The 11881-nt window shown below is 57.8% G+C and carries 15 protein-coding genes; 6 read left to right on the top strand and 9 right to left on the bottom strand.

Going from position 1 to position 11881, the window contains the following annotated elements:
* The first annotated feature begins 26 nt into the window (after positions 1–26).
* Complete coding sequence (dnaG, locus tag SynA1825c_RS08670) at positions 27–2126, top strand: DNA primase (RefSeq protein ID WP_186468939.1); 2100 nt, start codon at positions 27–29, stop codon at positions 2124–2126.
* Here dnaG and SynA1825c_RS08665 read toward each other — a convergent pair.
* Complete coding sequence (locus SynA1825c_RS08665) at positions 2054–3073, bottom strand: hypothetical protein (RefSeq protein WP_222929986.1); 1020 nt, start codon at positions 3071–3073, stop codon at positions 2054–2056. The genes dnaG and SynA1825c_RS08665 overlap by 73 nt on opposite strands.
* 137 nt (positions 3074–3210) lie before the next feature.
* Between SynA1825c_RS08665 and SynA1825c_RS08660 the strand changes: the two genes are divergently transcribed.
* The 4 genes from SynA1825c_RS08660 to SynA1825c_RS13660 all read left to right on the top strand — a co-directional run bounded on the left by SynA1825c_RS08660 (position 3211) and on the right by SynA1825c_RS13660 (position 4296).
* Positions 3211–3468, top strand: a complete 258-nt coding sequence (locus SynA1825c_RS08660) for a hypothetical protein (protein ID WP_186471123.1) — start codon at positions 3211–3213, stop codon at positions 3466–3468.
* Positions 3468–3764, top strand: coding sequence for a hypothetical protein (locus tag SynA1825c_RS08655; protein WP_186468937.1), 297 nt, complete (start codon positions 3468–3470; stop codon positions 3762–3764). Before SynA1825c_RS08660 ends, SynA1825c_RS08655 begins: the two co-directional genes overlap by 1 nt.
* A 71-nt stretch (positions 3765–3835) precedes the next feature.
* A complete protein-coding gene (locus SynA1825c_RS08650; protein WP_186468936.1) occupies positions 3836–4015 on the top strand; it encodes a hypothetical protein in 180 nt (59 codons plus the stop codon).
* A gap of 152 nt (positions 4016–4167) precedes the next feature.
* Positions 4168–4296, top strand: coding sequence for a hypothetical protein (locus SynA1825c_RS13660; RefSeq protein WP_255443022.1), 129 nt, complete (start codon positions 4168–4170; stop codon positions 4294–4296).
* A 17-nt stretch (positions 4297–4313) separates the two neighbouring features.
* Here the strand turns inward: SynA1825c_RS13660 and SynA1825c_RS08645 are convergent, their stop codons facing one another.
* From SynA1825c_RS08645 to SynA1825c_RS08630, 4 genes are read right to left on the bottom strand one after another with little or no spacing between them, the layout of a single operon-like run.
* Positions 4314–5216 carry a DUF481 domain-containing protein gene (locus SynA1825c_RS08645; RefSeq protein WP_255478333.1) on the bottom strand — a complete coding sequence of 301 codons (903 nt, stop codon included), beginning with the start codon at positions 5214–5216 and terminating at the stop codon, positions 4314–4316.
* A gap of 54 nt (positions 5217–5270) precedes the next feature.
* Positions 5271–6545: a Y-family DNA polymerase gene (locus tag SynA1825c_RS08640; protein WP_186468934.1), complete on the bottom strand. Its 1275-nt coding sequence runs from the start codon at positions 6543–6545 to the stop codon at positions 5271–5273.
* A gap of 5 nt (positions 6546–6550) precedes the next feature.
* Positions 6551–6994, bottom strand: coding sequence for a LexA family transcriptional regulator (locus tag SynA1825c_RS08635; RefSeq protein ID WP_186468933.1), 444 nt, complete (start codon positions 6992–6994; stop codon positions 6551–6553).
* A 49-nt stretch (positions 6995–7043) separates the two neighbouring features.
* Complete coding sequence (locus SynA1825c_RS08630; protein WP_186468932.1) at positions 7044–7754, bottom strand: SGNH/GDSL hydrolase family protein; 711 nt, start codon at positions 7752–7754, stop codon at positions 7044–7046.
* Between the two features lie 100 nt (positions 7755–7854).
* Between SynA1825c_RS08630 and SynA1825c_RS08625 the strand changes: the two genes are divergently transcribed.
* Entirely contained in the window at positions 7855–8244 is a 390-nt protein-coding gene (locus tag SynA1825c_RS08625; protein ID WP_186468931.1) for a hypothetical protein, read from the top strand.
* Between the two features lie 343 nt (positions 8245–8587).
* On the opposite strand, the gene SynA1825c_RS08620 is transcribed toward SynA1825c_RS08625, so the two are convergent.
* The 4 genes from SynA1825c_RS08620 to SynA1825c_RS08605 all read right to left on the bottom strand — a co-directional run bounded on the left by SynA1825c_RS08620 (position 8588) and on the right by SynA1825c_RS08605 (position 11778).
* A complete protein-coding gene (locus SynA1825c_RS08620) occupies positions 8588–9982 on the bottom strand; it encodes a hypothetical protein (protein ID WP_186468930.1) in 1395 nt (464 codons plus the stop codon).
* A gap of 401 nt (positions 9983–10383) precedes the next feature.
* Entirely contained in the window at positions 10384–10818 is a 435-nt protein-coding gene (locus SynA1825c_RS08615) for a 23S rRNA (pseudouridine(1915)-N(3))-methyltransferase RlmH (protein WP_186468929.1), read from the bottom strand.
* 40 nt (positions 10819–10858) lie between these two features.
* Positions 10859–11302: a hypothetical protein gene (locus SynA1825c_RS08610; protein WP_186468928.1), complete on the bottom strand. Its 444-nt coding sequence runs from the start codon at positions 11300–11302 to the stop codon at positions 10859–10861.
* Positions 11302–11778 carry a pentapeptide repeat-containing protein gene (locus SynA1825c_RS08605; protein ID WP_186468927.1) on the bottom strand — a complete coding sequence of 159 codons (477 nt, stop codon included), beginning with the start codon at positions 11776–11778 and terminating at the stop codon, positions 11302–11304. Before SynA1825c_RS08605 ends, SynA1825c_RS08610 begins: the two co-directional genes overlap by 1 nt.
* Positions 11779–11881 lie beyond the last annotated feature (103 nt).

Below are 11881 nucleotides of genomic sequence, written 5' to 3'. Positions count from 1 at the left end.
CCGCCGGTGTCTCCCACAATGGGCTGATGGCTATGCCCCGCCTTCATCCCCGCACCATCGAGGCCGTCAAAGAGCGCGCCGACATCGTTGATGTGGTGGGCGAGCACGTGGTGCTCAAGAAAAAAGGTCGGGAGTTTGTCGGCATCTGTCCGTTCCACGACGACAGCAAGCCGTCGATGACCGTGTCACCGGCGAAGCAGTTCTACTACTGCTTTTCCTGTGGAGCTGGGGGGAATTCCATCAAGTTCCTGATGGAGTTTCAGCGCCAGAGCTTCAGCGATGTGGTGCTGGATCTGGCTCGCCGATATCAGCTGCCGGTGGAAACCGTTGATGGACCGCAGCAGGAGCGTCTCAAACAACAGTTGTCACGCCGCGACAAGTTGCATCGCGCTTTGACGCTTGCGGCGGGTTGGTTCCGTTCGCAGCTCAGAACATCCGAGGGGGCTGATGCCCTGCGCTATCTGCGTGAGACACGCGGTTTGAACGAAGCCACGCTCGAACAGTTCGAGCTCGGGTATGCACCCGATCAATGGGATGGATTGCTCAAGCACCTCCAGCAGGTGGAGGGACTCGCTCCCGAGCTCCTGGAAGCTGCGGGTCTGGTTGTGCCGCGTAAAGGCGGTAATGGCTTCTACGACCGTTTCCGTCATCGCGTGATGGTCCCCATCCGCGATCGTCAGGGCCGTGTGATCGGCTTCGGCGGTCGCAGTTTGGATGGAAGCGAGCCGAAATATCTCAACTCCCCTGAAACAGAGGTGTTCGAGAAGGGCAAGCATCTGTTTGGTCTCGACCGGGCGTCATCAGCGATCCGCAAAGACGACCGGGCTGTGGTGGTCGAGGGTTATTTCGATGTGATTGCCCTGCACGCTGCTGGGGTGACCAATGCCGTGGCTTCTCTTGGGACAGCACTCAGTGGTCAGCAGATCACGCAGCTGTGTCGCTGCAGTGACGGCAAGCGCATCGTGCTCAATTTCGATGCGGACGGCGCGGGTGTCCGCGCTGCCAATCGTGCCATCGGAGAAGTTGAACAGTTGGCCCTTCAAGGGCAGCTGGAGCTGCGGGTGTTGCACCTGCCATCCGGCAAGGATCCAGATGAATTTCTCAAGGACCATGGCGCCGCTGACTACCGCGCCTTGCTGGACCAGGCACCGCTCTGGCTGGATTGGCAGATCGAACAGGTTCTCGAGGGCAGAGATCTCACGAAGGCTGACCAGTTCCAGCGTTCGGTGTCTGCCCTGGTTGAGCTGCTCGGCAAGTTGCCCCAGTCAGCGATTCGTACCCACTACATCCAGCAGGTGGCGGAACGCCTCAGTGGTGGCCAGGGGCGCTTGGCCCTACAGCTGGAAGAGGATCTGCGCCAACAGGTGCAGGGGCAGCGTTGGCACGGCCGTTCCGCTCGCCATGAAAAAGCCGGTGAAGCCAGTCAGCGTGAGCGCTGTGAAGCGGAGATTCTGCGGCTTTATCTGCACTGCCCCTCGTACCGTGGCGCCATCCGTCAGGAACTGAGACGACGGGAGCTGGAGGATTTCGCCTTGCAGCACCATCGGCTGCTCTGGTCTGAGATAACGGATTTGGAAGAGGGCAATCTCGGCAGCATGCGCCTGGAGTCGATCAGTCGCGGAGAGGATCGAGGCGACGCGCTTGCAGACCTTGATCTGCCTCGCCTGCTCACGGATCAGCTGCTCCTGGAAAGCAGTGATCTCGTGGGACGCTTAACCCCTCTTTTGGAGCCAGGAGAGCTGCAGCGTGTCGCTTTGGCACGACCCATGGAGCAGCTGCGGGGGACGGCTGCCATGTTGGAGCGACAGAAAAGCCACAAACGCTGTCGGCATCTGCTTGAAGCTTGGACTGGTCAACGGTTGGAGACGCTCGAGCGCTGCATTGCTGTGCTGATTGACCAAGAAAAAGATCAGAAGTCCACCGAAGTGATCGACATGGAACAACGCATCCAAGGCATGTTTGAAGATCTCAATGCTGAAGCGCTGCGTTTTCAGGAGCTTTATTACAGCGAGCGTCGCCACATCCAGCACCTCGATCAGCAGCGATGTGCCGGCTACGCCCTGGAAGCACAGCCTCCGTCTGGTTCCGATGCGGCTGAACAACCGGCCCCATCGGTCAACGGTTGATTGAGCTGTCCGCGCACGAGTTTGGCCAGCAGTGGCATCGCTTCCATCGGCCACTGATGCTCGGCTATCAGAGTTTCCAGTTCGGACGAACGTTGCAGCACCATCTGAAAGGCCTGATGGTGATGGGCTGCCTCCAGGGTTGAGACATAAACATGGGCACGCGCGTCTTTGTTGGGATGAGCGTTTTGGGTAAGTCCCAATCCCCGCCTGAACAGATCCGCGTCAAAACGACCGAGTGCTGCGGTCATCCCGAGGGCATCCGCAACCAGCTCGTCGTAGAGATTGATCCGCATCTCACCGACCAGCCGACGGCAGGCGATATGGGTCAACTCATGTTCCAGCCGCCAGGTCTGGGAGCGTTCAATCCATTGGTCAGCGGAAGGCTGATCGGGAATTGTGTCTGCGGGGAGTGAGGAATAGGGAGCTCTGTGCAACAGCAAAATCTGACAGCGCGTTCGTCGGTCCACCTCCCTGATCAGTCCCCAGTGGATCAGGCCGGAGATGGCCTGCGCATGCACGGTTGGTTGCACCGGAACCGCTTCACAGCGGTTGGCCAGACAGCGCACCGCCAGCACGAAATCTCTGTGATCACTGAAGCTGAGCACCGGTACGGCACCGGTGGGATGGGCTGCCAGGCTGATCGATGGCCCTGCAGGATCATGCAGCCTTGGCGCTTGCTCTAGATCAGCGGCTTGCGCTGGCTCTCCCCGCATCACTAGCCGCTGGTAGGCCTCCCCGCTGCGCACGTTGTTGCCCGGGCTGAGCAGCAGCTGGGGCAGAAGCAGGCGAAGTGCGTCCCAAGGTCGCTCTGCCCTGGAATGGTTCAGCCACTGCCTCCACCAGCGTTCTCTGGCATCGGCGCAGACGGGCAGCGACGGCCAGATGGCATTCGCGTCCTTGAAGGGTCGGCAGTATTCCGCAAGGGTCTGCATGGCCTGCTGATCCACTCTGCAATGGGTCTAGCCAGGCGCTGTTGTGGATGCCCATCCAGTTGGACCGACCCATCGTGCATCGCTGTCGTCCAGGTCTTGGGGCAGTGGACCGGCCCGGGGGGCATGATCAAGGCGATCGTCGAGCGACGCTGATGTCCGAATTCTTTGAAGCGATCTGGAATGACGAGGGCATCGGCGATGGCGGTGATCTGCAGGAGGCGTTGCAGGCTTATGTGGCCGTTAAGCCTGACGACAATGACTGGATTGCTGCCTGTGCCAGTCAGGAGGTCCCACCGCGGATCGAGCGGTTTGCCTCCTTCGACGCGTATCTCGACAACGACGATGCCCTCGAGGTGATTCCCGTGACACCGCAGATGATTGTGGTGGCGATCGAACAACTGCCGGTCTGATGTCTGATTCTTCCGTTGATTTCGCGTCCTGTGAACCGGTCAATGACCTTTGGCCGTCACTAGTGGAGACCCTGGGGCTCGAACGATCGCAGCGTGCTGTGCGTCAGGCGCTGGACCTCCAAGCCATGAGCGGCAGCGCGTCGACTGTGCCTGTGCTCTTCTGCGAAACCTGTGGTCTTGCCTTGGCCAGCACCGATCTGCTGCGCGAGCAGACCGGATTGAACAGCCATGGAGATCGCTTTGTGCTGCTTCTCTCAACCCGATCAGCGACGGTGCAGCTGGTTTGTCCCACTTAGATCGCTCTTGACAACACAGACAGCGTCTTGAATTGCCGACATGATGGTTGATCTCGATTCGCTGCCATTTCATGACCGGTGAGCCAACCGATCCCACTGGGTTCAATCCCCTCGCCATGGTCGACATGTGGGAAGACATGCATGCGTTGGTTGCGGCATGGGAGTCGAAGCACCTCGCCAACCCTGCTGTTGCAGCTGCAGCTCTGGAAGAGTTTGCAGCGGCGTTGGTGCAACGACCGAAGCCGTTTTAGTGCCTTTTGAATTGAGGGGCTGACGGCGGTTCAAGAACGGCTGTTGGTGATCAGCTCGTCATGAGCCCGCTGTCTTGAACCAATGTTTTCGACAAGGGTCGTCGCCTGTGCTGAGCCGATCTGGTTACGGTTTGCTCTGCTGCCTCCGATCCATGAGTGATTACACCGTTGCCATCTGGGCCACGATCGGGCTGATGGTGGTGTTCACGGTCCCTGTGGTCTGGCAGTTTCTGCAGCCCAACGACGATGACTTCGGTGATCTCACCAAGCGTCCGAAATAACGCCGGGTTGATGCCTCTCAGTCCAGTTGCACGCCGACCTGCATTGACAGGCTGTTGTTGATGCGCGGTGTTTGCAACTCGTTGTAGATCAACTGACCGTTCAGCGAGGTGAACAGACGTTCGTTGCCCATCGGGAAAATTTTGAGGGCAACGGAGAACACGTTGTTGGTTTTGATGCCGTCGCTGAAGGCGCCTGTGTAGTCATTGGTGACGCTCAGTTTCATCACGGAGTTGGGGTTCCACTGCAGTTCGGCGCGGGCTGTGGTTGCTGGATAAGCCTGGCCGCAGATTGGGTCTGCTTCACAGCCTGTGCCTCCCCAGGTGCTCTGCACCGATGGACCTAGCGACACCCTGAAGCGTGTGCTGTCGTTTTGGAACAGGTCGTAGCCCAGGCCAATGGAGCCCACAAAGGTGTCGGTGCCGATTTTGTTCAGCGTGTCGTAATTGAAGCGTGTGCCGGCATACGCACTCAGCCTGTTGCCGAGCGCTCGGGTGTAGCGCAGCTCGGCATCACCTTCATTGGTGTCGGTGCCCGCCTTGCTTTCACCCTTGTCGCGCGACACTTCGTATTCAGCACGACCCTGAAGCACCACCTCATCGGCTCCTTGGGTGTAGCTGATGCTCAGTTGACCGGTTGCGCCGCTGTCAAAGTCATCGTCGGTGTTGGAGCCCGACAGGCCACCGGACAAGCTCAGTTTCCAGGGTTTGTGCTTCGGCGGTGGGACCAGCGCCGTTTTTGGAATGCTGAGACGTCCCAGCACCGGATGGTCCAGGACGATCGTGCTGTCGGTGGTGTCGGCTTCGACCAGTTCTCCGTGAAGCTTGTCGCCGTTGCGCAGCTCGAGTGTGACGGTCTCCGCCTGGGCCGCGGCTCCCAAGCAGATCAGGCCTGCGGTGAGAAGTGCACTTGTTTTCAGCACGCGTCCGGTTATTAACATCGGCCAGATTTTTTCATAACGTTCCAAATTTTCCTGTTACGCCTGGACCACAGGGACATCACTCAGGCGCGTTGTGGCCGCATGCCCCAACCGTTCTCGCCGCATGCCCCAAGCGGGATGTAGGCCACAGGCTGCCCATTGCACGGTGCCTCTGCCGTAGCGGCGGTTGAGTCCATCGATTGTGTGCATCAGCGTTGCCCGCCGCTGTTGCTCCCGGTCGCTGCAGGGCACGAGCAGGTGGTGCTGCAGGTGGTCGGTGCTCTGCAGGTGCTGCATCAGTACACCGGCTTTCGTGAGTTGGCGATGGGGCTGAAAAATTCGTTCCACCAGGGGCAGTGCAGCATGCAGCAGCGTCTGCGTGTCATTGCTGGGCAGATCCAGCTGGATGCTGGCGCTGCGGCTGTAGAAGGCGGGCACAAACGGACTGGTGCGGGTGTAAATGCTCAGCGAAGCAGCGCGCTGCCGTTGTTTGCGCAGTTTTTCGGCTGCACGCACCACATACGTGGCCACGGCTTCACGCAGCTCCGTGAGGGAGTTGATCGGTTGGCTGAAACTGCGGCTGACGCAGGTTTCCTGTTTTGGAGAGGGGGCCAGATCGAGGGGCAGGCAGGCATGGCCCTGCAGTTCCCGTTGCAGGCGCAGCCCCACCACACCCGCTTTGGCGCGAAGTGGACCGCTGGCCATGTCACGCAGTTCCCGGGCATTGCGAATGCCACGCGCTCGGCACCAGCGGGCGAGTTTTCGACCGATGCCCCACACGTCTTCAATGTCGATCGTTTCCAGCCAGCGGTCTGCGTCGCTGCAATGCCCCAGGTCAAAGAGACCGGCATGGCCGGGATTCACCTTGGCCAAACGGTTCGCCAGTTTCGCTTGCCCTTTGCTCGCCCCTAGGCCGATGGCGATCGGCAGCCCCAGGTTGCGTCGGGCCAGGGCTCGCACCTGGCGTCCCCAGGGCAGCAGATCAAGCGTCGATGGTCGACTGATCTGGGCAAAGGCTTCATCGATGGAATACACCTCAAGGTCTTCCACCTGGCTCTCCAGCAGACTCATCAACCGCTGGCTCATGTCGGCGTAGAGGGCGTAGTTGGAGCTGCGCACCACGACGCCTTGCCGCTCCAAATCGCTTCTCACCTTGAAATAAGGCGTTCCCATCTTGATGCCGAGAGCCCGGGCTTCAGCACTGCGGGCCACGATGCAGCCGTCGTTGTTGGAGAGCACGACCACCGGTCGGCCGAGCAGAGCCGGGTCGAGGCTTTGCTCGCAGGAGGCATAGAAGTTGTTGGCGTCGATCAGGGCCGTCACTCGGGCCATGGTGTTCAGAGCGGGTGGATCACGTGCACGGCCACCCCCCAGATCTGCACGTCACCACAGGTCTGTAGTTCCAGGGGTGGGTAGTCGGGATTGGCCGCTTCTAGGCGCAGGCGGCCGTGATGACGCACCAGTCGCTTCAGGGTGAAACCGCCGTCGAGAACAGCCACCACCACCCGTCCTGGCCGAGGGTTGAGGCTGCGGTCTACCACCAGCAGATCGCCGTCATGAATGCCGGCACCGGTCATGGAATCACCGCTGACCCGGAGAAAGAACGTGCTGGTGGGATGGCGGATCAGTTGATCGTTGAGGTCGATGCCCACATCCACGTAGTCCTCTGCTGGAGAGGGGAAGCCAGCGGCGACCTGTTCAGCGGCGAGGGGCAGCGGCAAGGGCGCCCGTTGTGCTCGCAGGGGTTGTGGTGGATGCAGGCAGGGGCGATCGATCGCCATGGCAATAGACCCCACGAATCAAACACTGTAATAGTACAGGTGTTCTAATTCATTGGTGGGTCTGGTGCGGCCCTTGGAGAATGCAGGTGGACAGCGCGTCAGCGATGGCGGACTGGGCGTCGCTGTCGAAATGCACGCCATCAAGAGGAGAGGGGGCCGCGACGCGCTGCACATCGAAGCTGGCCACCTGCAGCTCCTCAGCGAGGCTCAGGTAGCGCGCGGCAACAGCCTTCGATTTCGTGTCAGCCCCAGCAAACCCCCAGGTCAGCGACTGCGGCGTGATCCTCACCAAGGGCGGTGTCATCAGCACGATGTGGGGTGTGCGTTCGGGGCGATCACGCGGTCCGCAATCCACCGCCTGGCGGATGTCGTGAATGAGGATGCTGGCTCCGGCAGCGATCTGTTCAGCCGCCAGGTTGAGGTAGTGCTTGCAGTCGTTGCAGCCCAACGCCAGCACCACGACATCGATCGGTTTGTGGGTGTGCAGAGCGGTCTTCACGTGGGATCGTCCATTGCAGCTGTAGTCCGCGCCATAGCTGACGGCACCGATGGGGTCATCCATTAGCCAGGTGCGGGAATTCAAGCCGTCTTCCACCGTGCGCCAGAGGGGCCCTGTGGATGCTTGATTCAGGCGGCGCTCCAGTTGATTCGGCCAGCGCGTTGCATAGGGCAGTCGACCGCTGCCATCAGGGTTGAATCCCCAAGTGTTCGAGTCGCCGAAGCAGAGCACCGTCTTCGGCTCTTGACGCGCTGGAGTCATGGCAGGGATGGCGGTGGCGCGCTCTCAGTTCAGCGATGAATCAAGGCTGCTGCCATTCAGGCCGGGATCGGGGGAGGATGCGGCGAATGATGTTGTCTTGATGGCGGACGCTCCGTACCTCGTGGCTTTGGCGCTGATGGAGCAGGAGGGGCGTCGCGCTCTTCCGCTGACCGGCCGCTCTCTCCCTGACGAGGCTGTTGCAGCAGAGCCCACGACCATCGCCCATGCGCTGGCTCTGGAACTGTTGCTGCGCCTTTGGCAACGCAGTGATGAGGGGGCGTTGCAGCGGGCTTGTGGTGTGGAGAGTCTGTTGCTGGTGGAGTTGCCGATGGACGCGCTGTCTGAAGCGCTGCCCACCCTCAAGGCCGCTTGGTTGAACAGCGGTGACGTTGAGGCCTTTCAGCACGGCCTTCGGGCAATCTGTGGTCGCGCCTGGACGATCAGCGTCGCCAAATTTGAGCCCGTCACCCTGACGCCTTGGCCCGCTTGATCGAGACCAATTCTTTGACGGGCGATCTGGCAGTGCCCTAAGCATTGCGTGCTGAACGGGTTTGACAACGCGTTTGTAGTTTTGTGCGTTCTGTGCCAACGACTCGCTGGCTGGTGAGCAAGCCGTTCCAAGCCATTCCGCAGCTGCTGAGATCATGCGCCAGCTGACGCCCCCTGTGCATAGCTGGGTGATTTCCAAGGGTGGCGATATAATTACCGATTGGACGGAAGTTTTGGTTGCAACAGTTTTGCTTGCAACAGATTGATCTCGCCGCCGCTGAGGCTTTAAGTCTCAAACAATCAATACATATTGATCATGACAGTGAACTCAACTCTATTGTCTTTTACGAATTTGGGGCATATAATTTGTATCCATCAAACGTAAGTGTATTGGCTAAATTAAATTGCTCAGCGCCAGACAGTACAAATGTGTCGGCAATGCTCGTGGGGATTAGGTTAAATTTGCCGATGTCGATGTCTAAACTTCCGATGTCGTAAACAAGCCCTGGTAGTGAGATTGCGTCTTCGACGCTGAAGCCCAAAGCTCCAAGATTGAGCCCTGCATCTACAGATATTGTGTCGGAGATTTGAGGGGTTCCTTGGTCGTCTAATCCGATTGAAATCGCATTTTCGAGAGATATTGGCAAGTTCAAACTAAGCAATGACAACCCAGTTCCCTCTTCCTTAGCGATGAGGCCTGCGGAAAGCGTCACCCCAGGGTTGATGTTTAAATCGAGCTCCAAGCCAGTCAGCGCATCGCGAATGGCCGAAGCTGAGGTCGAGTCGACGGTTTTTCCGCTTACCGAAGTATTGATTTTCGGAGTGATTGCTACGCCAAAGATAGGGCTACCACCAGGCTGAAAACCAGTATTCAGGTCACCCTTGACTAAATTATTAATAGCAAGTGGGTTGGATAGTAAATCAAAGATGTTGCGGATACTATTGGCCCCAAGATCGTAATTGGCAAAGATCTGAGCATAATAATCAATGTCGGTAGATGCTGATAACGAAACATCTAACTCGATTGTTTTAGGCTCGTTGGATGTATATGTAATGGAGCCTCCAAATCCAATACCGGCTGAAACTGATGTAATGCCGTCAGATTCTTGAAATGTAAATTGTTTGCTCTTGCCACCAGACTGGTCTCCAGGGGTATAACCAAAGGAGGGGAGCTGGAACGTTCCTTGATCTTTGAGATCAATCTTGAGATTGAAGCCAATTTCAAAGGTCGGAAAGCTTTCAAGCTCTATCTCGACGTTAAGCCCACCCTGAACAGAACTACTTGTAACAGAAGGCGCATCGCCGAAGTAATTTACACCATATGAAACAAGAGGACCAGTATCATTTGTCAAACTTATTTTGGGAGTTAATGTAATAACTGGTGCTTCGAGGTTTGAATCTCCAGATACAGGAATGTTGAATGGTGTGGTTGGTACAGTTAAAGTTTTTAGGTTGTTTTGAACATCGGTTATGATATCACCAAACGGATCTCGTAAAATTTCCTCAGCATTACTTACGGTTGATAGTGATGCGATGCCTTCGATGATTGGGAATAGGTCATTGAGAACAGCATCCGTGATGTCTGATTCAATGGTTTGTTCAGAATCGGCGATAGTTTGACCGAGACTTTTAAAGACGCCTTCAGCCTTATTAGCATCTTTTTTGCCAGATGAGATGATTTTTTTGCCACCCGAAACGACTTTGTTTCCGAGGTTTGTTATCCACGAGATAAAGGACATAATTTTACTGATAATTATTTATTTTAAATGGAAGCAATCCACTAGCTGCAGGCTTCGTCTTTATTTAATTTTTGATTGGTTGGTTGGCTCCTCGATTCGTTCTTGCTGAGTTAGGAAAACCAAGCTCCCAGTCTGCTTTTGTTTTTTGAGCTCGCCAACGATCGGCTGTCATGTGCTTGCTCTAGGAAGGCAGGCCTCCTTCGCAAACGCGGCACCAAAGGCACTCCAGACAGGCACGGTAGGGGCAGCCGCTGTTGTTGCAATCAAACAAGGTCCGACGACGATGCCCGAAACGATCGATCTGAGCGGCCTGATTGTTTGATTGATGTCTTGGCAGTGCAAAGCGTGCGGTTTCAACAGTGCTCGGGCCCCCGCCCGTTGTCAGAGCTGGCTGATCCGCCTCACGCCCGGTGATAAGGGCTCCCCTGCAGGATCGCCTGGGCCCGATACAGCTGCTCCAGCAACAGTAGCCGGGCCAGTTCGTGGGGAAACGTCATCGGCGACAAACTCAGTTGCCAGCGCGCCGATGCTTTGAGTTCATCGGTCAGTCCGTCCGCGCCACCGATGACGAACGCCAGCCGTTCGGAGCCGAGGTCGTATAAGCGCTGGGCAAAGTCGATGGATGTGAGGGTTTTTCCCTGTTCCATCAGCAGCACAAGTTGCTCATCCGGACGTAGGGCCTGTCGAATGGCTTCCGCTTCCTTGTGGCGCGTGCTGTCTCGCAGTTCGGTCACACTCAGTCCAGGAAGGCGTTTGAGATAAAGCTCAATGCCGTCTTGCACCCAGCGTTTACGCACCTTGCCGATGGCGATGATCCGGCATCGAGAGAGGTTCATGGAGCTGCGATCGCAATGAGCTTCAACGGATCAGAGCGCCTCAATCGCTCTCGTCGTCTTCCAGCAGCAACTGGCTGAAGGCCACATAGAGGCTGTCTTCTTCGCTGCCGGCGGGGACGTTGGGTCGTTGTGGTTGCGTGTTCTTGCCTTTCCCTGTGGATCGGGCCGGTGGCGATGGCAACCCCGTTGCGGATCCCTGCGTCGACGGACTGGGTGGTGAAACCTGGAGCTGGCGACGTTCATCCTCGAGGCGCTGTTCCGCGGAACGCAGTCGGCTCATCAGATGCTCCGGCACGGTTCCGTCCTGGCTGACCTTCATCAGCTCATGGAACAAAGCCTCAGGATTCTGCTCAGTCTCGACTTTGTGTTTCGGGCGGTTGCTCTTGGTGGATGGCTTGTTCTCCGTCTCCGGATTGGGGAGGGCCTTGGGAAGTTGGCGACCCAGTTCCCTGAGGCGTTCGAGGCTGCGGGGATCGAAGCTCATTAGCAGCCGAGGGTGTCGCTGGTCTGACGACCGGTCACTGGATTGGTGCCTTCAGCCGCGGCGCAAAGCGTTTTCAGCGCGTCTCCACGGAAAGGGACGTTGGTGAAATCAGCTCCGGTGATCGTCACATTGATGAATCGGGTGTTGAACGCGAAGGCATCTTCCAGAACGGCATTGGTGAGGTTGGTGCCATCCAGCACGGCCGAATCGAGGGTGGCGTCGCGGAGGTTGGTTCCGGTGAGATCGGCATCCTGCAACTTGGCGCCGTAGAGGCTGGCGCCCTGTAGATCGCTGCCTGAGAGATCGGCTTCACGCAGATTGGTGAGGTTGAAGGTGACGCCCTGCATCTCGCGATTGGAGAAATCAGCACCAATCAACACCTGTTTGGCGTAATCCATCGCTGCCTGTGTCGGAGCGATCGCCAATCCGAACACCAGCATCAGCGCGAGCAAAGGGGCCAACAGCTGTCGTCTCATCACCAGGTGAACACGTTTCGGCAACCCTAGGGCTCTTCACCGCCTAGCAAGCTGAGACTCTGGTGCTCCGACCTCGACGTCGCTTGCGGAACCAAGGCGTGCC

It is taken from the genome of Synechococcus sp. A18-25c (genome assembly GCF_014280035.1).
Classification (GTDB): domain Bacteria; phylum Cyanobacteriota; class Cyanobacteriia; order PCC-6307; family Cyanobiaceae; genus Synechococcus_C.
The sequence above is the reverse complement of the archived record's forward strand: the minus strand, read 5'-3'. Positions and strand labels throughout refer to the sequence as shown.